The following is a 22,560-nucleotide window of genomic DNA, read 5'->3' as shown; positions in this document are numbered from 1 at the left end:
ACTTGCACCGCTAGTTTAAGCCTCATGGATCTGGAACTCTCCGCCGAGCAGGCGGCGGTCCGCCGGCTCGCCGCGGACTTCGTCGACCGTGAGGTGGCGCCGCACGCGGCCACCTGGGACCGCCGCGAGTCCGTGGATCCGGACATCGTCGGCAAGCTCGGCGAGCTGGGCTTCCTGGGGCTCACCATCGGCGAGGACGACGGCGGTTCGGGCGGCGACCACCTCTCCTACTGCCTCGTGCTGGAGGAACTCGGCCGGGGCGACTCCGCCGTGCGCGGCATCGTCTCGGTCTCCCTCGGCCTGGTCGCCAAGTCGATCGCCGCGCACGGCTCGGCCGGGCAGCGGGAGCAGTGGTTGCCCCGGCTCTGCTCCGGCGCGGCGCTCGGCTGCTTCGCGCTGACCGAGCCGGACAGCGGCTCCGACGCGGCCGCCCTGACCACCCGGGCGGTGCGCGACGGCGCCGACTGGCTGATCACCGGCGCGAAGATGTTCATCACCAACGGCACCACGGCCGACGTCGCGCTGGTCTTCGCCCGCACCGGCGGCCCGGGACACCGGGGCATCAGCGCGTTCCTGGTGCCCACCGACGCGCCGGGCCTGACCCGCCGCGAGATCCACGGCAAGCTGGGCCTGCGCGGGCAGGCCACCGGGGAGCTGCGCTTCGACGGCGTACGGGTTCCGGACTCGGCGCTCCTCGGCGAGGAGGGCGCCGGCTTCCGGCTCGCCCTCGCCACCCTGGCCAAGGGCCGGATGTCCGTGGCCGCCGGCTGCGTCGGCATCGCCCAGGGCTGCCTGGACGCGGCCGTCGGCTACGCCGGGCAGCGCACCCAGTTCGGCAAGCCCATCGCCGGCCATCAGCTCGTGCAGCAACTGCTCGCCGCCATCGCCGTCGACACCGACGCCGCGCGGCTGCTGGTGTGGCGGGTGGCCGACCTGATCGACCGGGGCGAGCCGTTCGCCACCGAGGCGTCGATGGCCAAGCTCTTCGCCAGCGAGGCCGCCGTGCGCGCGGCCAACAACGCGGTGCAGGTCTTCGGCGGCTACGGCTACATCGACGAGTACCCCGTCGGCAAGTACCTGCGCGACGCCCGCGTCGCCACCCTCTACGAGGGCACCAGCCAGATCCAGCAGCTCCTCATCGGACGCGCGCTCACCGGCGTCAACGCCTTCTAGAGCCAGGAGGAACCGTGACCAGATTCGCCGACCGGGTCGCCGTCGTCACCGGCGCCGCGCAGGGCATCGGCGCGGCCACCGCGCACCGGCTCGCCGCCGAGGGCGCGGCCGTCGCGGTGGTGGACCTCGACGCCGCGCGCGCCCGGGCCGTCGCCGACGAGATCGCCACCGCCGGTGGCCGGGCCGTCGGCATCGGCTGCGACGTGACCGACGCCGAGGCGGTCGCCGCCATGACCGACCAGGTGGTCCAGGCGTACGGGGGGCTGCACGTGCTCGTCAACAACGCCGGGATCACCCGCGACAACCTGCTGTTCAGGATGGCGCTGCCCGAGTGGGAGGCGGTGCTGACCACCAACCTGACGAGCATGTTCCTCTGCTGCCAGGCGGCGCAGCAGCACATGGTGGCGGCCCGCTACGGCCGGATCGTCAACCTCAGCAGCCGTTCCGCGCTGGGCAACCGGGGCCAGGTCAACTACGCGGCGGCCAAGGCCGGCGTGCAGGGCCTGACCGCCACGCTGGCCGTCGAGCTGGGCCCGTTCAACGTCACCGTGAACGCGGTGGCGCCCGGCTACGTGGCGACGGCGATGACCGCGGCCACCGCCGAACGGGTGGGCAGCAGCCCCGAGGAGCACCAGCGGGCGGTCGCCGAGCAGACCCCGCTGCGCCGGGTCGCCCAGCCCGCCGAGATCGCCTCGGTGATCGCCTTCCTGGCCAGCGACGACGCCTCGTACGTCAGCGGCCAGACCCTGTACGTCAACGGCGGCGCGCGCTGAGCCGCGCTTAGCACGCACCCGAGGAGGAGGGGACATGGACTTCGCGCTCTCGGACACCGAACGGGCCATCCGCGACACGGCCCGCGACTTCATCGCCAGGGAGGTCATGCCGCTGGAGCCGGAGCTGCTGCGGCGCGAACGCGCCCACCGGCCCGGGCTGGAGCCCGACGAGCTGCGCGAGTTGCAGCTCAAGGCGCGGGCGTTCGGCTTCTGGGGGCTGGCCACCCCCGAGGCGTACGGCGGCATGGACCTGCCGGCCGTCACCCAGTCGCTGATCTGGACCGAGCTGGGCCGCTCGTACGTGCCGTTCCGCTTCGGCGGCGAGGCCGACAACATCCTGTTCCGGGCCAACGAGGAGCAGCGGCGGGAGTTCCTGGTCCCGACGATCGAGGGGGAGCGGCGCAGCTGCTTCGCGATCACCGAGCCGGGCGCCGGGTCCGACGCCGCCAACATCCGGCTCAGCGCCCGCCGCGACGGCGGCGACTGGGTGCTCAACGGCGAGAAGACCTTCATCACCGGCGGCAACGAGGCCGACTTCGCCATCGTCATCGCGGTCACCGACCGGGAGAAGGGCGCCCGCGACGGCGGCGCCACGGCCTTCCTGGTGGACCGGGCGATGGGCTGGCGCTCGGAGTTCATCCAGACCATGGGCGAGGGCGGGCCGGCCGCGCTGGTCTTCGACGACGTACGGGTGCCGGAGCGCAACATCCTCGGCGAGCCCGGCCAGGGCTTCGCGCTCGCGATGGAGTGGATCGGCAAGGGCCGCTACACCATCCCCTCGCACGCCGTCGGCATCGCCGAGCGGGCGCTGCGGATGGCGATCGACCACGCCACCACCCGGCAGACGTTCGGCCGGCCCATCGGCGACAACCAGGCGATCCAGTGGATGATCGCCGACTCCGAGACCGAGCTGGAGGCGGCCCGCTGGCTCATCCTGCGGGCGGCCTGGACGGTGGACCAGGGCATGGATCCCCGGCACGCCTCGTCGATGGCGAAGCTCTACGGCGCCGGCATGGTCAACCGGGTGGTGGACCGCGTGCTGCAGATCCACGGCGGCATGGGCTACACCCGGGAGCTGCCCGTCGAGCGGTGGTACCGGCAGGTCCGGCTCTACCGGATCTTCGAGGGCACCGACGAGATGCAGCGGCTCATTATCGCCCGGGACCTGCTGCGCGGCTACACCCGACTGGGAGGGCACCTGGCATGAGGACCTTCGACTCCGTCGACGAGCTGGCCGCCGCGGTCGGGGAGACCCTCGGCCCGGGGCCGTGGCAGCGCATCGAGCAGGGGCGCGTCGACCTGTTCGCCGACGCCACCGACGACCACCAGTGGATCCACCTCGACCCGGAGCGGGCCGCCGCCGGCCCGTACGGGGGCACGATCGCGCACGGCTTCCTCACCCTGTCGCTGCTGCCGGCGCTCGTGGGGCGGCTCTACCGGGTGCGGGGCGTGCGGATGGGCGTCAACTACGGGCTGAACCGGGTGCGGTTCCCCGCCCCGCTGCGGGTCGGCACGGCGGTCCGGGCCGTCGCCACCATCGCCGAGGTGTCGCCGGTGGCCGGCGGCGTGCAGCTGGTCACCGCCGCGACCGTGGAGTGCGACGCCAGCGGCAAGCCGGTCTGCGTCGCCGAAACGGTGAGCCGGCTCCACGTGGGGCCAGCGGCCTCCTGAACCACGGGCGGCACCGGCCGCGCGTGGCGGGGACCACATGATTAGCGCCGTGTTCGGGAGTTTGTGTCGCTTTTATCCATCGGCCGTTCGGTTGATATGGCGACGGCCGTTGGTCTAGGGTGGTGGCACTGCGGTCGCCGGTACCCGGCGTCGCCGCATCGTAGGACAGGAAGGGCAGCATGATCACCACGACGACCGCGCCGACCACCACCACCGAGGCCACCACCACGGCCCCCGGTGACGAGACCCGCGCGAGTGAGCTGACCGCCGCCCTCGCCGCCCTGCCGGAGGGGCACCCCGACCGGCCGGCGCTGCGGGCGCGGGTGATCGAGGCGTGGCTGCCGCTGGCCAACCACCTCGCCTTCCGCTACAGCGGGCGCGGCGAGCCCAACGGGGACCTGGCCCAGACCGCCGCCCTCGGGCTGATCAAGGCCGTGGACCGGTTCGACGCCTCCCGGGGCGTGGACTTCGCCGGCTTCGCCATCCCGACGATCCTCGGTGAGATCAAGCGTCACTTCCGCGACCGCACCTGGAACATCCGCGTGCCGCGCCGCCTGCAGGAGCTGCGGCTGCGAATCTCCGAGGCCAACGGCACCCTCACCCAGACGCTCAACCGCGCGCCGACGGTCGCCGACATCGCCACCCACCTCGGCGTCACCGAGGAAGAGGTCCTGGAGGGCCTCGAAGGCGCCCGCGCCTACAACGCGGTCTCCCTGTCCACCCCCATCGGCGACGGCGACAGCGCCACCGAGCTGGGCGACACCCTGGGCGCCGAGGACAACGAGTTCGAGCTGGCCGAGCTGCGGGTCGCCCTCGGCCCGGCGCTCGCCACCCTCGACGAGCGGGAGCAGAAGATCCTCACCCTCCGCTTCTACGGCAACCTCACCCAGAGCGAGATCGCCACGCAGGTCGGCGTCTCCCAGATGCACGTCTCCCGCCTGCTCGCCCGCGCGCTGGGCAAGCTGCGCGGCCAGCTCGAGGGCAGCCGCTGACGACACCCCCGCGGCGGACGGCCACGTAGCCGTCCGGCACCCGCCCCGACGTACCGTCCTCGTCCGCCCCGCCGTGCCCGGCGGGGCGGACGAGTGCGTTTCCGGCACGGGCGGCCGGTCCCGCCTCGTGGCCCTGTCTTCCAGGTTGCCGTGTTGGGCGCCGCAGCACCGCATCCGTGCGGTGTCGGCGTCACGCCCTGTGGCCGCCACGGGTGGCGGTGCCACCATCAGACCATGGTGGATGTCGATGTATTTCGGCGTGGGGCGCAGGCCCGGGCAGCGGTGATGACGGCGCGGTTGCGCCGGTTGGTGACCTGCGAGTCGCCGCCGGGGCAGGGCCACGAACTGGCCGCCTGCGCCGACCTGCTCGAGGCGTGGGGCGACGCCGCGCTGGGCCGGCGGGGGCGTCGAGTCGTCCTCGACGGACTGCCGCACCTACTCTGGGCGGCCCCCGACCAACGCGTGCTGCTGCTGGGCCACTACGACACGGTCTGGCCGGCGGGCACCATCCGGGACTGGCCGTTCACGATCACCGGAAGCACCGCGACGGGGCCCGGGGTCTGCGACATGAAGGCCGGGATCGTGCAGATGCTCACCGCGCTGGAACTGCTGCCGGACACCTCGCGGGTGGGGCTGCTGCTCACCTGCGACGAGGAGAGCGGGTCGGTCACCTCCCGGCCGCTGATCGAGGAGCAGGCCCGGCGCTCCGGGGCGGTGCTGGTCGGCGAGCCGAGCACCGAGGGCGGCGACCTGAAGGTCGCGCGCAAGGGCGGCTCCGTCTACCGGATCACGGTGCGGGGCCGGGCGGCGCACGCCGGCGTCGAACCGCACCGGGGCGTCAACGCCGGGGTCGAACTCGCGCACCACGTCCTCGCCGTGCAGGCCTTCGCCGCGGGGGAGACGAGCGTGACCCCGACGGCCCTCACCGCCGGCACGATGACGAACGTGGTGCCGGAGTCCGCGGTCCTCTGCGTCGACGTGCGCGCCTGGACCCGCGAGGAGCTGCACCGGGTGGACCGGCTGGTCCGCGAGCTGACCCCCCGACTGCCCGACGCGCGGTTGGCCGTCAGCGGCGGGATAAACCGGTACCCGCTGCCGGCCTCCGTGTCGACGCCGCTGCTGCGGGTCGCGCAGTCGGTGGCGGTGGACCTCGGGCTACCGGCTGTCCGCGGCGTCGCCGCCCCGGGCGCCTCCGACGCCAACTTCACCGGCGCCCTCGGCGTACCGACCCTGGACGGTCTGGGTGGGGTGGGGGGACTGCCGCACGCGCGTGGCGAGTACGTCGACGTCGCGAGGATGCCGGAGCGCACCGCGCTGCTGGCCGCCCTGACGGCCCGCCTCCTCGCCACGCCCGGCCCGGCCGAAGCCGCCGAGGAGTACCGGCCGCTCGGCGCGGTGCCCGCCGGGCAGGGCTCGTCGACGGACGGGTGAGCGGCCCACCCGCCCCGCGCGGCGTCGCGCCCGCCCGCCCCGGGCGGCGGCGGTCGAAGTTCCGCACGGTTGCGTAAACGCGCCCGGCGCCGTTGGGCGATGCTGGATCCGTCGATCACGCGGGAGGCGTTCATGGCTGGAATGACCGGTGACTCCGGACCCGACTCGCTGCTGGCGGCGGCGGCGGGGGACATGGTGCACAACGCGCGTACCTTCGCCGACCGGATGGCCGCCAGGCGCTCCATCCGGCACTTCTCGCCGCAGCCGGTGCCGATGGAGGTGATCGAGGAGGCGATCCGCGCGGCGGCGACCGCGCCGAGCGGCGCGAACCTGCAACCGTGGCGGTTCGTCGTGGTCACCGACGCGGCCCGCAAGCGCCGGCTGCGGGAGGCGGCCGAGGCCGAGGAGCGCGAGTTCTACGCCCGGCGCGCGTCGGCGCAGTGGCTGGAGGCGATCGCCCCGATCGGTACGGACTGGCACAAGCCCTTCCTGGAGGTGGCGCCGGTCGTGATCGTGGTGTTCGAGGTGCACCAGGGCCCCCGGTCCCCGAAGCCCTACTACGTCAAGGAATCCGTCGGCATCGCGGTCGGCGTACTGATCACGGCGCTGCACCACGCCGGCCTGGCCACCCTGACGCACACGCCGAGCCCGATGCGCTTCCTCAACGAGGTGTGCGAACGGCCGCCGGAGGAGCGCCCGTACCTGGTCATGCCGGTCGGCTATCCGGCGCCGGACGCGACGGTGCCGGACCTGGTCCGCAAGCCGCTGCCGGAGGTCCTGATCCGGCGGTGACGGCCCCTTCTCCGGGCCGACGCGGGCCGACCGAATATCACCGTTCTCGTAATCAATCAATGATCCGCGTGTCATGAAGTGCCGCACGTTGGAAGATGCCGCGCTGCGCCGTGGCAACCAAGATTCTTTTCGCAACTCCTGTGACGGACCGATCGGTGATTCGCCGGCCGGCGGTGCGTCCGGGTCTTGGCGGGCTTCGGGGGCCCCGCCCCCGCCCCACCCTGGCCCGGGCTGACGCTCCCGCCGCCGGTCGTGCCCGGCTCGACCAGAAAGGGTGTACATGTCCGTGGATTCGATGGAGGTCGCTGGCCTCCGGGACGCGTGGGTCAGGCTCGGCGACACGGAGCTGACCTCGCGCCTGCTCGTCGGTATCGAGCAGTACACGTCGCCGTCGGTGATCCGCCAGGTGCTCGAGGCGACCGGTTCGCAGGTCTTCATCACCACCGTGGACCCCGACAACAACCGTTCGAGTCTCCTGCTGTCCGACCTGGCCGACGAGATCCCCATCGAGCAGTACCTGTGGATCGGCACGACCTCGTTCGCCCGGTCGGCCGACAGCGCGTGGAAGACCGTCAACATCCTGCACGACGCCTACGGCATCACCGTGTTCAAGCTGGACGTCCGCGGCCGGACCAACGAGCCGGACAACCGGGCCACCGTCGAGGTCGCCGCCCAGCTGCGCGAGCAGGGCTGGGAGGTCATGCCGTTCATCCTGCCCGACCTCGCGACCGCCAAGGAGCTGGCGGCGCTCGGCTGCTCGGCGCTGCGCGTGATGAGCGCTCCCGTGGCCTCCGGCCACGGCATCCCCGACCCCGGCCCGATCCGCCAGATCATCGACACGGTCGACATTCCGGTGGTCGTCGAGGGCGGGCTGGGCAGCGCCCGGCACGCCACCCTGGCGATGGAGCTCGGGGCGGCGGCGGTACTGGTCAACACCGCCCTGGTGAAGGCCCGGGAGCCGATGCTGATGGCGCAGGCGATGAAGCACGCCGTGGCGGCCGGTCGGCTGTCGTACCTGGCCGGCGCCATGCCCGGCGACGAGATCCCCTACTGACCGAGGAGCCGACCATGGCCGTCGAGGTGTGCATCCCGACCGTGTTCCGCAACTACACCAGTGGCAGCAAGTACGTGACCGCGGACGGCTCGACCGTCGCCGAGGTGCTGGCCGACCTCGAGGCCCGGCACCCGGGGCTGGGCAGCCGCGTGATGGGGGAGGACGGGCAGCTGCGCCGCTTCGTCAACCTCTACATCAACGACGTCGACGTGCGCACCAGCGGGATGCTCGACTCCCGCCTGCGCGACGGCGACTCGCTGACCATCCTGCCCGCCGTGGCGGGGGGCTGATGGCGTCCGGACCGGTCCCTGTCTTCGCCGGTGTGCTGTTCGACCTGGACGGCGTCCTGATCGACTCGACCGAGGCCATCCTGTCGCTCTGGCGGGGCCTGGCCACCGAGCACGATCGGGTGCTGTCCGCGTCGGCGATCCGCGACGACGTGCTCGGCTGTTCCCCGGAGCACTCGGTCTCGGCGCTCTTCGGCGACCTCGACCCCGACACGCGGGAGGAGATCCTGCGCCGGGTGCGGGTCGCCGAGACCGACCTCGCGTTCGTCGAGGTGCCGGGCGCCCGGGAGATCCTGGCGACGCTCGGCGGCGCCGGTGTCCGGCTGGCGCTGGTCACCGGCGCCTCCGCGCGCCGGGCCCGGCGGGTGGTGGCGCACCTGGGCGTCGCCGCGGCCTTCGACGCCATGGTCACCTGGGGCGAGACGGCGCGCGGCAAGCCGGCGCCGGACTGCTACCTGCTCGCGGCGCGCCGGCTCGGGCTGGCCCCGGCGGACTGCCTGGTCGTCGAGGACGCCCCCAGCGGCGTCCGCGCCGCCTCGTCCGCCGGGGCGGTGACCGTCGGCGTCGGCGACGCGCCGGCCCTGCGGGCCGCCGGGGCGACCTGGACCGCGCCGGACCTCGCCGCGCTGAGCGTCGCCCGGGCCGCCGGCGCGGTCGAGCTGCGCCTGGCCGGTACCCCGATCGCGGGCCTGTCCACGGTCGCGGGGCCGGCCACGCTGTCGGGGACGCGGGCGTGAGCGCCGGCCGCCCGCTGCGGGTCTTCTTCGCCACCTCCGAGGTGGCACCCCTGGTCAAGGTGGGTGGTCTCGGGGACGTCGCCCGGGCCCTGCCCCGGGCGCTGGCCGGCCGGGGGCACGACGTACGGCTGTTCCTGCCCGGCTACGCGGGGCTGCCGGACGGCCGCCGGGTCGGCACGGTGGCCGTAGCGGCGGGCTCGGCGCGCGCCGAGTTCACCGTCGACGACCTGGGCGACCACGACGGCGTCCGGTACCTCACCCTGCGGACGCCGCAGCATCCCGACTGGCAGCGGCCCGAGGGGTACGTGGAGAAGCACCTGTCGTCCTTCGTGCTGTTCTCCCGGGCGGTCGCCGAGCTGGCCGCCCGGTCGGCGAGCCCGCCCGACGCGGTGCACTGCAACGACTGGCACGTCGGGCACGTCCCGGCGTACCTGCGCGCCCTCGACGCGTCGCCGCGGACCGTGATGACCATCCACAACCTCGCCTACCAGGGGTTGTTCCCGCACGACAAGGCCGACGAGCTGGACCTGACCCGCTACGGCACCGGCAACCTGCTGGCCCAGGGCATCCGGTACGCCGACGCCGTCACCACCGTCAGCGCCCGCTACCGGGACGAGACCCTCGCCCCCGCGCACGGGGTCGGGCTGCAAGGGCTGCTGCGGGCCCGGGGCGAGGACTACCACGGGATCCGCAACGGGGTCGACTACGACGACTTCGACCCCGCCACGGACCCGCACCTGCCGGCCCGCTTCGACGTGCACGACCTCGCGGGCAAGGCGGTGGCGAAGCGCGCGCTCCAGCAGCGCAGCGGCCTGGCGACGGATCCGGCGGTGCCGCTGTTCGCCTTCGTCGGCCGGTTGGTCGACCAGAAGGGCGTCGACCTGCTGCTGGAGGGCATCGACGAGATCGCCGCCCTCGGCCTGCAACTCGTCGTCGTCGGCGTCGGGGCCGAGTACGAGCGGTCGTTCCGCCGCGCCGCCCGCTACTACCCGCACGTCGCCTACCACCCGGACAGCGGGGAGGCGATCGCCCGGCTGGCGTACGCCGGCTCGGACGCCTTCCTGGCACCCTCCCGGTTCGAGCCGTGCGGGCTGGCGCCGCTGATCGCGCTGCGCTACGGGTCGGTGCCCGTGGTGCGGCGGGTCGGCGGCATGGCGGAGACGGTCGCCGCGACGGGGCTCGGCTTCTCGTTCGACGGCTACCGCGCGCCGGACCTGGTCGACCTGATCGCGCAGGTGGTCGCGCGCTGGGCCGACCGGCAGGCGTGGGCGCGGTTGCGGGAGCGCGGCATGCGGGCCCGGTTCTCGTGGGACGAGGCCGCCGAGCGGTACGAGCAGTTGTACGTGCGCGCGCCGGCGCACGGGACAGGACGGGAGGACGACTCGGGTGCCGGTCAACCGACGTAGCGGGATCCTGCTGCATCCCAGCTCTCTACCGGGCCGGTTCGGGGTGGGTGAGTTCGGGCCGGCCGCGATCGAGTGGCTGGACTTCCTGGCGGCCGCCGAGCAGAGCGTGTGGCAGGTGCTGCCGCTCAACCCCGTCGGCGCGGACGGCTGCCCGTACCAGGCCAGCTCCACGCTGGCCGGCAGCCCGCTCTACGTCAGCGTCGAGCGGCTGCGCGACGAGGGCCTGCTCACCGCCGCCGACCTGGCGCACGTGCCGGCGCTGCCGCCGGACACCGTGGACTACCCGGCGGCGGGCGCCGTCAAGGCCGACCTGCTGGCCCGGGCGTACGCCGCCTTCACGCCGACCGCCGACAGCGAGGCGTTCGCCCGGGAACAGGCGTGGTGGCTGGACGACTACGCCCGCTACATGACCCTGCGGGAGCGGCACGGCGGTCCGTGGACGAGCTGGCCGGCGCCGCTGGCCCGGCGGGACCCGGACGCGCTGGCCCGCCTCGACGACACCGAGCGGGACCGCCTCGACTACTACCGTTTCGAGCAGTACCTGTTCGCCTCGCACTTCACCGCCGTCCGCGACCACGCCCGCCGGCTCGGCATCGAACTGATCGGCGACGTGGCCATGTTCGCCGGCACGGACAGCTGCGAGACGTGGGCGGCGCCGGAGCTGTTCCAGCTCGACGCGGCGGGCCGCCCGACCGCCGTGGCCGGGTTCCCGCCCGACGAGTTCAGCACCGACGGCCAGGTCTGGGGCAACGCGCTGTACCGCTGGGAGCTGATGGCGAAGGACCAGTACGCCTGGTGGGTCGACCGGATCCGCCGGATGACCCAGCTGTACGACATGATCCGGCTCGACCACTTCCGGGGCTTCCTGCACTACTGGGCCGTGCCGCAGGGCCGGCCGGCGAGCGCGGGGCGCTGGCGCGACGGGCCGGGCCCGTCGCTGTTCCAGGCCATCCGCAAGGAACTCGGCGAGGTGGTGATGCTGGCCGAGGACCTGGGACCCGCCTCGGCGGAAGTGCAGCAGTTGCGCATCGACGCCGGCATTCCCGGCATGCGGCTGCTCCAGTTCGCCTTCGCCGGCGACGAGAACCAGCATCTGCCGCACCACTACCCGACCGACTGCGTGGCATACACCGGAACGCACGACAACGACACCACACTGGGCTGGTGGGAGGAGTCGAGCGCCGACCAGCGGCTGCGGGTGGAGCGCTACCTCGGGGGCCTGCCGGACGGCATCTGCTGGTCGATGGCGCGGGCGGTCTTCGCGTCGGTGGCCGAGCTCGCCGTCCTGCCGTTGCAGGACGTGCTGGAGCTGGGCCCGGCGGCCCGGATGAACGTACCGGGACAGGCCGAGGGGAGCTGGCGGTGGCGGTTCCGGATGGAGTCGCTGACCCCGGGCCTGGAGTTCCGGCTGCGCCGGCTGACCGAGACGTACGGCCGGGACCGGCGGGCGTCCACCCGACGGGCCAGGGGGTTCACCGGCTGATGGCGGCACCGACCTCCACGTACCGGCTCCAGTTCGGCCCCCACCTCGGTCTCTCCGACGCCGTCGCGCTGACCGACTACCTGGTCGACCTCGGTGTCGGCGCGCTCTACGCCTCCCCGCTGCTCGCGGCGGCGCCGGGCTCGACGCACGGCTACGACCTGGTCGACCCCACGCGCGCCGACCCGGGCCGGGGCGGCGAGCGGGCGCGCCTCGCGCTCGCCCGCCGGCTCGCCGAGGCCGGGCTCGGCTTCGTGGTCGACGTGGTCTGCAACCACATGGGCGTCGCCGACGCGACGGCCAACCCGTGGTGGTCCGACGTGCTGCGGCACGGGCCGGAGTCCCGCTACGCCCGGTTCTTCGACGTCGACTGGTCGGCGGGGCCGCTGTTGCTGCCGGTGCTGGGCGACGACGGCGACGGCGGCGCGGCGGCCGAGGGTGAGCTGAAGCTCGCCGACGACTCGCTGGTCTACCACGAGCACCGCTTCCCGCTGGCGCCCGGCACCGGGCACGGCACGGTGGCGCAGGTGCACGGCCGGCAGCACTACCGGCTGGTGTCCTGGCGCCGGGGGGCGGCCGACCTGACGTACCGCCGGTTCTTCAACATCGACACGCTGGCCTGCCTGCGCACGGAGGACCCGGAGGTGTTCGGGGCGCTGCACGCCGAGACGCTGCGCTGGGTACGGGAGGGGCAGGTCACCGGGCTGCGCGTCGACCATCCGGACGGCCTGGCGGACCCCGCGGGATACCTGCGACGGCTGCGGGCCGCGGCGCCCGCAGCGTGGATCGTCGTGGAGAAGGTGCTGGGCGCCGACGAAAAGCTGCCGGCGGGCTGGCCGGTGGACGGCACCACGGGCTACGACGCGCTGGCCGAGATCTCGGGCGTCTTCGTGGCCCCGGCGGGCCGGCAGCGGCTGACCGAGGCGGCGGGCCTGACCGGCACCGCGCTGGCCGACGTCGTGCGCGAGGCGCGCGAGCAGGTCGTCACGACGATGCTGGTCGCCGAGGCGCGACGGGTGGAGGCGCTCCTCGCGGCACTGCTGCCCCGCTGCCCGGCGGCCGAGCGCGCGGACGCCGTCCGGGCCCTGCTGGTGGAGTTTCCCGTCTACCGGTCCTATCTCCCGCAGCACCGCTGGGCGCTGGACGAGGCGGTCGAGCGGGCCGCCCGGCGTCGGCCGGCGCTGCGGGGGATCCTCACCGCCGTCCGGGACGAGATGGTCGCCCGACCGACCGGCCCGCTCGCGGTGCGGGTGCAGCAGGCGACCGGCCCGGTGATGGCCAAGGGCGTCGAGGACACCGCGATCTACCGGCACAACAGCCTGGTGGCGGTCAACGAGGTGGGCGTCGACCCGGGCCGGTTCGGGGTGTCGCCGGGTGAGTTGCACGCGGCGAACGCGGCCCGGGAGGCCGGCTGGCCCGCCACCATGACCACGCTGTCCACCCACGACACCAAGCGCTCAGAGGACGTACGGGCCCGCCTGGCGGTGCTCAGCGAGCTGCCGGAGGCGTACGCCGAGCGCTTCCGCCGCTGGTCGGCCCGGCAGCCGTTGGGCGACCCCCTGCTCGAACCGCTGGCGTGGCAGACCCTGCTCGGCGCCTGGCCGATCGGCCCCGAGCGGCTCTCCGCCTACCTGCTCAAGGTCGCCCGCGAGACGCGGGTCCGCACGAACTGGCACGATCCCGACCTCGACTACGAGGACGGCGTCACGAGCTGGCCCGCCCGGGTGCTCGCCGACGCGACCCTCACGGCGGAGGTCCGTGCCTTCGTCGACCGGATCGCCCCGCCCGGCTGGTCGAACTCGTTGGGCCAGAAGCTGCTTCAGCTCGCCGGCCCCGGGGTGCCCGACGTCTACCAGGGCACCGAGTTGTGGGACTACTCCCTGGTCGACCCGGACAACCGCCGCCCGGTCGACTTCGCGGCCCGCCGGCGACTGCTGGCGGAGATCGACGCGGGACGGACGCCGCAGGTCGACGACACGGGGGCGGCCAAGTTGCTGGTCACCTCCCGGGTGCTGCGGCTGCGCCGGGACAGTCCGCGGCTGTTCCGCGGTTACCGCCCGGTCCGCGCGGAGGGTGGCGCGGCGGAGCACCTCGTCGGCTTCTCGCGCGGCGGTGACGACGGCGTCGTGGCGCTGGCCACCCGGCTGCCGGTGGGGCTCGCCGAACGGGGCGGTTGGGCCGACACCGTGGTGCCCCTGCCCGGTGACGCCGACGGCTGGGTGGACGTGTTCACCGGCGCGCCGGTCCGTACGCCGGCGCCCCGCGTCGAGGACCTGTTCGGCCGCCTGCCGGTGGCACTGCTCGTCAAGAAAAGAGGATCATGAGCGTCGACGTGGAAACCACCGGCCGGCGACGGTCGATGGCGGCCCTGCTCGGTGGGGTGGCCGCCACCAACACCTCCATGGTGGGGGCCAGCACGGCGTCCACGCTGATCGGCGCGGAGGAACTGACCGAGCTCTGGAGCGGTGTGCCGAACGCGGCCGGCGTGCTGGGCACCGCCGCCGGCACGCTCTGGCTGGCCGCGCTGATGGCGCGTCGGGGCACCCGTTCCGCGCTGTCGCTGGGCTACCTGGTCGCGATCGTTGGCGCGGCGGTGGCCGGCGCCGCCGTGGCCTCCGGGCAGGTGCTGCTGCTGATCTTCGGCATGGTGCTGCTCGGGGTGGGCAACGGCGGGGCGCAGCTGTCGCGGTACTGCGCGGCGGACCTGTACCCGCCCCGCCGGCAGGGGCTGGCCGTCGGGGTCATCGTCTGGGCGGGCACCGTCGGGGCGGTCTTCGGGCCCAACCTGATGGATCCGAGCGCCGACGTCGCCGACCGGCTGGGTCTGCCGGACCTGGCCGGGCCGTTCCTCGTGGCGCTGCTGGCGGCCGGCATCTGCGTGCTCGCCTCCGCCGCCATGCCCCGGTCGCGGACGGCGGCCCGGCAGGGCGCCAACGATCCGACCCCGGCGCAGGTGTGGCGGCACCCGGTGGTGTCCGTCGCGTTGGTGTCCATGATCGCCGGGCAGTTGGCCATGGTCGCCCTGATGACCATGACGCCGCTGCACATGAGCAGCAACCACCACGGCCTCACGGCGGTGGGCGTGGTGCTCAGCGGCCACATGATCGGCATGTTTGCGCTGGCGCCGCTCTCCGGCTACCTGTCGGACCGTTTCGGCGGCCGGGCCGCGATCCTGATGGGCATCGGCCTGCTGGTCACCTCCGTGGTGGTGGCGTCGTGGCCGGCGGCCCACGGCAGCGGCCTCACCCGCCTGGTGGTCTCGCTCTTCCTGCTCGGTTGGGGCTGGAACCTCACCTTCGTCGGCGGTAGCGCCCTGCTCACCCAGGCGCTGACCCCGGCCGCCCGGCGGGCGGTGCAGGGCCGGGTCGACGCCCTCGTGTGGGCCGCCTCGGCCGTGGCCAGCGTGGTCGCCGGGGTGGTGCTGGCGACCACCAACTACGTGGTGCTGTCGGTCGCCGCCGGGGTCGTCTCGCTGATCCCGGTGCCGATGCTGCGCCGCCGGCCGCCGGCCGAAGCGTCGGCCACCGCCCCCGAGCACGCCGACGCGGTGCGCTGACCCGGCGCGAGGCGGGCACGTGCGAAGGTGCGGCCCTCGGGGGCGGCGGACGATGCTGGGTGCGGCGCGGGCCGGCGTACCGCCCGGTACCGGCCGCGCCTCCCTGGGGCCGCCGGTGCCCGGTGGGTCCCGCCGGTGCCGGCCGACCCGCCCACTCCCGCTGGACGCTAGGAGAACCTGATGACAGTCGCGTTGGAACGTGCCGGCGTCACGACGTTCCGGGGCCGCCCGGTCACGCTGCTCGGGCCGGAGGTGCGCGTGGGCGATCCCGCGCCGGCCTTCACCGCGCTGGCCAACGACTTCTCGCCGGTCGACCTGGCCTCGTCGGCCGGTACGGTGCGGATCCTGTCCGTGGTGCCGTCGCTCGACACCGGCGTCTGCGACCAGCAGACGCGGCGGTTCAACGAGGAGGCCGCCGCCCTGCCGGGGGTGAGCGTGCTGACCATCTCCGTGGACCTGCCCTTCGCGCAGGCCAGGTGGTGCGGCGACGCCGGCATCGAGGGGGTCCGGACGGCCTCGGACCACCGCGACCTGTCCTTCGGGCTCGCCTACGGCGTGGTGATCGCGGAGTTCCGGCTGCTCGCCCGGGCGGTCTTCGTGGTCGACGCCGAGGACCGCGTCGTGCACGTCGAGTACGTGCGCGAGGTCGGCGAGCACCCGCGCTACGAGGAGGCGATCGCCGCGGCGAGGTCGGCGTCGTCCCGCTGACCCGTCCCGGGGTCGCCACCAGCCACTGCGCGCGCGGTGACCACGACGTCGATGCGTCGTGGTCACCGCGTGACCCTGTCCGCCACCAGGCCCGCGCCTGCTTGCGGCCATGTGCGCGTGCCCGCGCCGGGCCCTGCTCTCGCGCTTCCCGGCACGTGCGCGCGCCGGCCGCGTCCCCGTCAGGTGCGCCACCGGCGGCGTCCCCGCCTCCGTCCACCGGGTGCGGCCCGTCGTGCGGGCATGGCACGACGGGCCGTAGCGCGTGCGGGGGAGCGGCCGCCGCGGGCGCGGAACCGCCTCAGCCGCGGTCGCGCGCCGGGGGACGGGCCACCGGGCCGGACGGCGTGGCGACGGAGCCGGCCGGCTGCCGGCCCGCGCGCAGCACGCGCAGCATCACCGAGGGGCGCATGATCGCCTGCGGCGGGTCGATCAGCCCGGCCACCCGCAGGAAGGCGTCCGTGACCCGGCTGTCCCGGGTGGCGGCGGCGTGCACCCGGGCGATGTAGGCGTTGGCCATCCGCACCTTGAACGGGCGCGGCCCCTCCACCCGCGGGTGCGCCAGGTCGCCGCCGGCGGCGACCTCCCAGGGGGCGTCGAGCTGCCGGGAGATGTCGGCGAAGAAGGCCCGCGGCCGGGGCGTCCCACCGCCGGCGAGGTGCCGGCGCAGGATCAGCGCCTCCAGGGCGGCGACGGTCATGCCCTGGCCGTACACCGGGTTGAACGTGCAGACCGCGTCGCCGACCACGAGCAGCCCCTCCGGCAGCCGGGACACCCGCTCGTAGCGGCGCCGGACGCTGGCCGGGAACCGGAACGAGGCCGGCTCGTCGAGGAACTCGGCGTCCCGGACGGCGTCGATGATGTCGGGCACGGGCAGCGAGGCCGCGTACGCCAGGAAGCCCTCGCGGTCGGTCGGCGGCTCGTCGCCGAGGATGCCGGTGAGCGAGAGCAGCCCGGCGTCGCCGCCCAGCGTGGCGAGGAACGCGCCGCGCGGGTGGGCGGGGGTGGCCACCGGGTTGATCGAGACGTCGCCGTGGAACGGGTCGTGGGAGAAGCGGAAGCGCGCGCTGGTGTAGGTGAGCCCGATCTTGATCCGCTCCTCCGGCACCGGGCCGTGGCCGAGCTCGGTCAGCCAGGTGGGGGTCCGGGAGCCGCGGCCGGTGGCGTCCACCACCAGGTCGGCGTCGATCACCTCGGCGACGTCGGTGCCGCGGTGGTGGATCCGTACGCCGGTGATCCGGTTGCCGTCGGCGGTGGCGACCGGGGCGACGACGTCGGCGTCCTCGACGAGCCGCACCCCCGACAGGGCCAGTACCCGGCGCCGCACCAGCGCCTCGATGCCCGGCCGGTAGCCCCCGACCACCAGCAGGCCGGTCTCCGCCGGCTTCAGCCGGTGGCCGTTGAAGTACCAGCGGATCCGGGTGCCGAGGTCGCCCGAGCGCAGGCCGGCCGCGGTCGCCTCGTCGGTGAAGCCGGGCAGCAGCTCCTCGATGGCCTGCTGACCCCGGGCGAGCAGGCCGTGCAGATGCCGCCCCTGCGGTGCGCCGCGGCGCACCTCGGTCGCGTCGGCGAGCCGGTCCCGGTCCACCAGGACCACCTCCCGGTACGCCTCGGCGAGCACGCTCGCGGCGAACAGCCCAGCCATGCTCGCGCCGAGGACGACGGCCCGGCCTCTCGCGGTGTCGCTCATCGTGTGGTTCCTCTCGGTTCGCCGCCGGGCGGACCTCCCGCCCGGTACAGGGGTGCCGGTCTGCGGGCCGCGCTCATTCGGCGGGTACGGCGGAAGCGGCGGGCTCGCCGGCCCTCGGCTCCCACTGCGCCGCCGAACGGACGGCCGGCCGCTGTTCGCGTACCGTCCTCGGCGCCTGGGCCCCCGGGTCCACGGGCGCCCGGCCCAACCACGGCCGCAGCCCCGACGCCGGGCGCTCCACCACGTAGAAGCTCAGCGTCGCCGTCACCACGCTGGCACCCGTCACCGCCGCGGTGATGAGCCAGAAGTTGCCGGTGCCCAGCGGCGTGCCGGTCGCCCCGTAGTAGACCCACAGGTAGAAGACATGCCAGAGGAAGACCCCGTAGGAGACCCGGCCGAGGAAGCGCAGCACGGGGTTGGACAGGGCCGCCCGCATGTAGCCGGGACGGCCCGCCGGCAGGGTCAGCGGCGCCACCAGCAGCAGGGAGATGACCAGGTAGAGAGTGTGGTCGACCATCGCCGAGCCCAGCGGCGGGTAGTTCATCTCGTTCGGGCCGCCCAGGGGGGAGCAGGCCGCCGCGTACACCAGCACCGCGCCGATCCACGCGGCGCCCGGGTGCCGGATGAGGAACCGGTACGCGGCCGGCGCCCGCTCGGGCGTCACCTCGGCGACGGCGGAGAGGGTCGCCAGGATCATGCCGACCGCCAGGTAGCCCATGTACTCGGTCGGCCAGAGGTGCTGCAACGGGAAGGCGCCCATCGAGGGCAGGTGGTGGTACGCGGCGAAGCCGGCGCCGGTCAGCACCAGCGCGCCCAGTGGCACCAGCAGCCGCCTCGCGCGGGTCCCCGGGTCGGCGGCGCGTACCGCCCAGCGGCGCAACGCCCAGGCCAGCAGCGGCAGGGTGACGTAGAACGCGACCTCGGTCGCGAGGCTCCACGTCTGCTCCATCCCCGTGGGCATCGAGTTCGGCTGGTAGACGTGCAGCACGAGCAGCGAGCGCAGCACGTACCACAGCCCGGTGAGGGCGTCGGTGTTGAGCACGAGCAGCGCCGTCACGGCCAGCGCCCAGTACGCCGGCAGGATCCGCAGGGCCCGCCGCCAGAAGTACGGCTTCAGCGCCATCGACGGCCGGTCGGTGAGGGTGGCCAGCGCGAAGGGCCGGTAGAGCACCAGCCCGGAGAGGACGAAGAAGATCGGCAGGCCGACGTCCATGGTGTTGAAAATTGGTCCGGCGACCGGGTTACCGGCCGCGCCGTACATGTCGGAGGCGATCACGCCGGAGGTCAGCGCGATGTGGGTCAGCATGACCATCACGGCGGCGACCCCGCGCATGCCCTCCAGCTCGGGGAAGAAGATCCTCGGTCGGGCCTGCTCGCCGGTGGCGGATGTCGCCCCCGGGGCGTGCCCTCGCACTGTTGTCATCGTCCGCTCCTCACGCGCCCGTACTGTCCGAAAAGGATCTGTTGAGCCTTGCCTCGGCAGAACCGGGCGCCCCGGCGCGTCCGTCCGCTCCACTGTCGGATCGTGCTGCTCCGCCGGACCCGGCGCACCTTCCACCGTGCGCAACTCCGCGCCCGGCGACGGGATGAGCGCACGACGGGAGATGCGGGGCTCAGAGAGCCAGACGACGATCCTGATGACCAGACACCACCGATGACCGCCGCGCGTGCGGCGGACCTGAGCGGCGGAGGGGACACAGGGTGGGCGAGAAACGTGCGGCAACAGGTAGCGGAGGGCGCGGCCGAAGGGCCATCGCGGTCGGGGGCGTGGCGGCCCTGGCGGCCGTACTGGTGATCACCGGGCAGCAGGCCCCCGCGGTCGCGGGCGGAGACGCGGACCCCGCGCCGGCGCCCGCCGGCCAGTCCGACCACCGGGTCACCCTGATCACCGGTGACCGGGTCACCGTCTCCCCGGACGGCGCGCGGGTCACCGTCACCGCCGCCCCGGGCCGCGCCGGCACCCGTTTCACCAGTCACCGGGTCGGCGGGCACCGGACGATCCTCCCGGAGGACGCCCGCCCGCTGGTCGCCGCCGGGCTGCTGGACCGGCGCCTGTTCGACGTCACGGGGCTGGTCCGGGCCGGCTACGACGACGTCCGCAGCCCTGGGCTGCCGCTGATCGTGTCGCGACGCGGCGCCGATCCCGCGGCCGGTCTGACCGGGCCGGGGCTGCGCACGACCGGCCGGTTCGCCGTGGCCGGGATGAGCGCGGTGACCGTGGTCAAGACGGACGCCGCCTCGGCCTGGTCGGCGATCCGCGAGCAGCGGGCAGGCATCGAGCGGATCTGGCTGGACACGCCGTTGACCCCGGCGCCCGTGCCGGCGCCGCCCACCGCCCCGCCCCCGGCCTTGTCGGCGAATGGCGCCGCGCCGACCGTGGCCGTGCTGAGCACCGGCGTCGACGCCGAGCGGGCCGGGCCGGCCGCCCGGGTGGCGCGCCGGCAGGTCTTCGTCGGCGCGAGCACCGGGGACCGGCACGGACACGGCACCCGCACCGCCGCCGCCGTGCCCGGCGCGACGCTGCTCGACGGCAAGGTCTGTGACGACGACGGCCGGTGCCCGGAGTCGGCGATCCTGGCCGGCCTGGAGTGGGCCGCTGGCCGGGCCGACGTCGTCGACCTCGGCGTCGGTGGCGCGGAACAGTTCGGCACCGGCCCGCTAGGCCGGGCGGTCGAACGGATCGGCGACCGCACCGGGGCCCTCGTGCTGACCCCCGCTGCGGACGGGGCTGCCGGGGCGATCGCCACCCACGACAGGCCCGACGGGCGTGCGACCGGGCTGCCGGCCGGCACGGTGACGGGCGCGGCACTGCTCGCCCAGCGTCACCCGGACTGGTCCGTGGACCGGCTCCGCGCCGCCCTCGCCGCCTCCATGGTGGACGGTGCGCTCGACGCGGCGGCGCTGGCCCGGCGGAACGTGCTCCCGGCCACGGCCTTGCTCGCTCTCGGGGTGCAGCAGTGGCCACACGCCGACGACCGGCCGCAACAGCGGACGCTGACCTGGCACAACCACGGAGACCGGCCCGTCGAGCTGCGGCTCGACGTCGCGCTGACCGGCCCCGACGGCACGCCCGCCCCCGCCGGGGCGCTGCGGCTCGACGCGACGACGGTGACCGTGCCGGCGGGCGGGTCGGCCGGCGTCGCCGTCACCGCCGACACCCGCCACGACGGGCCCGACGGCCGCTACACGGGCACCGTCACCGCCACCCCGGCGGGCGCGCCCGACCTGGCCGTGCGCTCGCGCGTCGAGGTGGAGAAGGAGGTCGAGAGCCACACGCTCACCGTCCGGCACCTCGGGCCGGACGGGCGGCCCACCGGCCGGGCCGAGACGATGGTCCTGGACCTCACCGGCGATCTGCGGGCGTTGCTGTACGGCGAGGACGGCACCGCCACCACCCGGCTGCCGAAGGGCAGCTACGTCCTCGTCGGCGACGTGGTCGACTTCGGCGACGCCGACTCGACCTGGCACCGCCTGGTCCAGCCGGAGCTGGCCCTCGACGCGGACGCCACGGTGACCATGGACGCCCGACGGACCGCCCCGGTACGCACCACCGTGCCCCGCCCGGACGCGCGGACCGCCATCGTCGACCTCGGCTTCAACCGGCGCGCCGAGGACGGCACCGGGTTCGGCATCGCCCTGGCCCTCGACGGCTTCGAGGGGCTGCGCTCCGGGCAGCTCGGCCCCGACCTGCCCGCCGAGGAGATGACCGGTTACCTCCACTCCACCTGGGCGGTGCCCGGCCCGGCTGGCGACTTCCGCGACACCCCCTACACCTACGGGCTGCTCGACACCCGCCCGGGCGGCTTTTTCACCGGCTTCCACCGCAAGGTGGCCGATCGGGACCTGGCGACGGTGGACAGCCGGCTGGCCGCCCAGGTGACCGGCCGCGCGGCGACCAAGGCCATGTTCCCCAACGCGCCCGGCGTCGTCGGCACGCTGACTCCACTGCTGCCGTTCAGACTGCCGGCGCGCACGACGCACCTGCTGGACGGCGGTGCCACCCTGTGGAGCGCCGCCTTCGGCGAGAACGTTCCGGGCGGGGACGGGCTACCGGTCGAGATCACGGCCTTCGGCCAGGCGAACCAGTCGTACCAGGCCGGGCAGCGGTACACCGACCGGTGGAACGCGGCGGTGCTCGGGCCGATGTTCGACTTCGCCGGTCACGCCGGCCGGCGCGGCGACACCGTCTGGTTCGGCGTCCCCATGTACTCCGACCAGGACGGGCATCGGGCCGGCTCCCTCACCGACGCGGCGACGACCCGGATGTACCGCGACGGGCGGCTGGTGGGCGCCTCCGGCGCCGGGAACCTGGAGGCCGAGGTGCCGCCGGGGCCCGCGACGTTCCGCGTGGAGAAGCGGACCAGCCGACCGTCGTACTCCCCCCTGTCGACGCGGGTGGACGCGACGTGGACGTTCCGGTCGGACACCGCCGGCGGGGCCGACCAGATCTTCCCGATCTGGGTCGTCCGGTACGCGCCGACGGTCGACGACCACAACGTCACCCCCTGGGCGCCGGTGACCCTGCTGCCGGTGAAGGTGATGTCCCAGCCGGAGGCCCGCGTGGGTCGGGTCCGGCAGCTGGCCGTGCGGATCTCCGTCGACGGGGGCCGCACCTGGCGCAAGGCCCCGGTGGTGCCGGCGGGCGACGGCGGCTACCGCGCGGTGGTGCACGCGCCGAAGGGAACCCGGACGGTGTCGCTGCGCGCCACCCTGGTCGACTCGCACGGCAACCGGCTGGACCAGACCATCGTCAACGCGTACCGGTTCGCGAAGTGATCCGGTACGACACGGGCAGGCCGGCCGCCGCTCCCGC

Annotated in this window: 18 protein-coding genes; 16 read left to right on the top strand and 2 right to left on the bottom strand. The window is 74.5% G+C overall.

What is annotated here, in order from left to right; all coding sequences use genetic code 11:
* Window positions 1-24 precede the first annotated feature (24 nt).
* The 15 genes from EV374_RS21870 (at window position 25) to tpx (ending at window position 16,060) form a co-directional block, all read left to right on the top strand.
* Entirely contained in the window at window positions 25-1,173 is a 1,149-nt protein-coding gene (locus tag EV374_RS21870) for an acyl-CoA dehydrogenase family protein (RefSeq protein WP_132238282.1), read from the top strand.
* A 14-nt stretch (window positions 1,174-1,187) separates the two neighbouring features.
* Window positions 1,188-1,946, top strand: coding sequence for a 3-oxoacyl-ACP reductase FabG (gene fabG / locus EV374_RS21865; RefSeq protein WP_132238280.1), 759 nt, complete (start codon window positions 1,188-1,190; stop codon window positions 1,944-1,946).
* 34 nt (window positions 1,947-1,980) lie between these two features.
* Entirely contained in the window at window positions 1,981-3,153 is a 1,173-nt protein-coding gene (locus EV374_RS21860; RefSeq protein WP_132238278.1) for an acyl-CoA dehydrogenase family protein, read from the top strand.
* Window positions 3,150-3,617: a MaoC family dehydratase gene (locus EV374_RS21855; RefSeq protein ID WP_132238276.1), complete on the top strand. Its 468-nt coding sequence runs from the start codon at window positions 3,150-3,152 to the stop codon at window positions 3,615-3,617. Before EV374_RS21860 ends, EV374_RS21855 begins: the two co-directional genes overlap by 4 nt.
* A 179-nt stretch (window positions 3,618-3,796) precedes the next feature.
* Entirely contained in the window at window positions 3,797-4,609 is an 813-nt protein-coding gene (locus EV374_RS21850; RefSeq protein ID WP_132238274.1) for a SigB/SigF/SigG family RNA polymerase sigma factor, read from the top strand.
* A 234-nt stretch (window positions 4,610-4,843) separates the two neighbouring features.
* Window positions 4,844-6,040, top strand: coding sequence for a M20/M25/M40 family metallo-hydrolase (locus EV374_RS21845; RefSeq protein ID WP_132238272.1), 1,197 nt, complete (start codon window positions 4,844-4,846; stop codon window positions 6,038-6,040).
* A 192-nt stretch (window positions 6,041-6,232) separates the two neighbouring features.
* Window positions 6,233-6,832: a nitroreductase family protein gene (locus tag EV374_RS21840; RefSeq protein ID WP_311413408.1), complete on the top strand. Its 600-nt coding sequence runs from the start codon at window positions 6,233-6,235 to the stop codon at window positions 6,830-6,832.
* A 280-nt stretch (window positions 6,833-7,112) separates the two neighbouring features.
* Window positions 7,113-7,886 carry a beta/alpha barrel domain-containing protein gene (locus EV374_RS21835; protein WP_132238268.1) on the top strand — a complete coding sequence of 258 codons (774 nt, stop codon included), beginning with the start codon at window positions 7,113-7,115 and terminating at the stop codon, window positions 7,884-7,886.
* A 14-nt stretch (window positions 7,887-7,900) separates the two neighbouring features.
* Window positions 7,901-8,176: a MoaD/ThiS family protein gene (locus EV374_RS21830; RefSeq protein ID WP_132238266.1), complete on the top strand. Its 276-nt coding sequence runs from the start codon at window positions 7,901-7,903 to the stop codon at window positions 8,174-8,176.
* Window positions 8,176-8,910 (top strand): HAD family hydrolase, encoded by a 735-nt coding sequence (locus EV374_RS21825; protein ID WP_132238264.1) that lies wholly within the window; start codon window positions 8,176-8,178, stop codon window positions 8,908-8,910. Before EV374_RS21830 ends, EV374_RS21825 begins: the two co-directional genes overlap by 1 nt.
* A complete protein-coding gene (locus EV374_RS21820) occupies window positions 8,907-10,316 on the top strand; it encodes a glycogen synthase (RefSeq protein ID WP_165947865.1) in 1,410 nt (469 codons plus the stop codon). Before EV374_RS21825 ends, EV374_RS21820 begins: the two co-directional genes overlap by 4 nt.
* Window positions 10,297-11,799: a 4-alpha-glucanotransferase gene (gene malQ, locus EV374_RS21815; protein ID WP_132238256.1), complete on the top strand. Its 1,503-nt coding sequence runs from the start codon at window positions 10,297-10,299 to the stop codon at window positions 11,797-11,799. Before EV374_RS21820 ends, malQ begins: the two co-directional genes overlap by 20 nt.
* Window positions 11,799-14,120, top strand: coding sequence for a malto-oligosyltrehalose synthase (gene treY / locus EV374_RS21810; RefSeq protein ID WP_132238254.1), 2,322 nt, complete (start codon window positions 11,799-11,801; stop codon window positions 14,118-14,120). The genes malQ and treY overlap by 1 nt, the downstream gene beginning before the upstream one ends.
* Complete coding sequence (locus tag EV374_RS21805) at window positions 14,117-15,352, top strand: MFS transporter (RefSeq protein WP_132238252.1); 1,236 nt, start codon at window positions 14,117-14,119, stop codon at window positions 15,350-15,352. The genes treY and EV374_RS21805 overlap by 4 nt, the downstream gene beginning before the upstream one ends.
* Before the next feature lie 180 nt (window positions 15,353-15,532).
* Entirely contained in the window at window positions 15,533-16,060 is a 528-nt protein-coding gene (tpx, locus tag EV374_RS21800; RefSeq protein WP_132238250.1) for a thiol peroxidase, read from the top strand.
* A 298-nt stretch (window positions 16,061-16,358) separates the two neighbouring features.
* On the opposite strand, the gene EV374_RS21795 is transcribed toward tpx, so the two are convergent.
* Both EV374_RS21795 and EV374_RS21790 read right to left on the bottom strand, forming a co-directional pair.
* Window positions 16,359-17,747: an FAD-dependent oxidoreductase gene (locus EV374_RS21795; RefSeq protein ID WP_132238248.1), complete on the bottom strand. Its 1,389-nt coding sequence runs from the start codon at window positions 17,745-17,747 to the stop codon at window positions 16,359-16,361.
* A 73-nt stretch (window positions 17,748-17,820) separates the two neighbouring features.
* On the bottom strand, window positions 17,821-19,170 hold the full coding sequence (locus tag EV374_RS21790) for an acyltransferase family protein (RefSeq protein ID WP_132238246.1): 1,350 nt from the start codon (window positions 19,168-19,170) through the stop codon (window positions 17,821-17,823).
* 344 nt (window positions 19,171-19,514) lie between these two features.
* On the opposite strand from EV374_RS21790, the gene EV374_RS21785 reads away from it, so the two are divergent.
* Window positions 19,515-22,523, top strand: coding sequence for a hypothetical protein (locus EV374_RS21785; protein WP_132238244.1), 3,009 nt, complete (start codon window positions 19,515-19,517; stop codon window positions 22,521-22,523).
* Window positions 22,524-22,560: the final 37 nt, after the last annotated feature.

This window comes from Micromonospora sp. CNZ303, assembly GCF_004345505.1.
The sequence above is the reverse complement of the archived record's forward strand: the minus strand, read 5'-3'. Positions and strand labels throughout refer to the sequence as shown.

Bases quoted from the DNA above. Each gene is read 5' to 3' on its own strand.
- EV374_RS21870 (WP_132238282.1), top strand. From the start codon at position 25: ATGGATCTGGAACTCTCCGCCGAGCAGGCGGCGGTCCGCCGGCTCGCC.
- EV374_RS21860 (WP_132238278.1), top strand. From the start codon at position 1,981: ATGGACTTCGCGCTCTCGGACACCGAACGGGCCATCCGCGACACGGCC.
- EV374_RS21855 (WP_132238276.1), top strand. From the start codon at position 3,150: ATGAGGACCTTCGACTCCGTCGACGAGCTGGCCGCCGCGGTCGGGGAG.
- EV374_RS21850 (WP_132238274.1), top strand. From the start codon at position 3,797: ATGATCACCACGACGACCGCGCCGACCACCACCACCGAGGCCACCACC.
- EV374_RS21845 (WP_132238272.1), top strand. From the start codon at position 4,844: ATGGTGGATGTCGATGTATTTCGGCGTGGGGCGCAGGCCCGGGCAGCG.
- EV374_RS21840 (WP_311413408.1), top strand. From the start codon at position 6,233: ATGGTGCACAACGCGCGTACCTTCGCCGACCGGATGGCCGCCAGGCGC.
- EV374_RS21835 (WP_132238268.1), top strand. From the start codon at position 7,113: ATGTCCGTGGATTCGATGGAGGTCGCTGGCCTCCGGGACGCGTGGGTC.
- EV374_RS21830 (WP_132238266.1), top strand. From the start codon at position 7,901: ATGGCCGTCGAGGTGTGCATCCCGACCGTGTTCCGCAACTACACCAGT.
- EV374_RS21825 (WP_132238264.1), top strand. From the start codon at position 8,176: ATGGCGTCCGGACCGGTCCCTGTCTTCGCCGGTGTGCTGTTCGACCTG.
- treY (WP_132238254.1), top strand. From the start codon at position 11,799: ATGGCGGCACCGACCTCCACGTACCGGCTCCAGTTCGGCCCCCACCTC.
- EV374_RS21805 (WP_132238252.1), top strand. From the start codon at position 14,117: ATGAGCGTCGACGTGGAAACCACCGGCCGGCGACGGTCGATGGCGGCC.
- tpx (WP_132238250.1), top strand. From the start codon at position 15,533: ATGACAGTCGCGTTGGAACGTGCCGGCGTCACGACGTTCCGGGGCCGC.
- EV374_RS21795 (WP_132238248.1), bottom strand. From the start codon at position 17,747: ATGAGCGACACCGCGAGAGGCCGGGCCGTCGTCCTCGGCGCGAGCATG.
- EV374_RS21790 (WP_132238246.1), bottom strand. From the start codon at position 19,170: ATGACAACAGTGCGAGGGCACGCCCCGGGGGCGACATCCGCCACCGGC.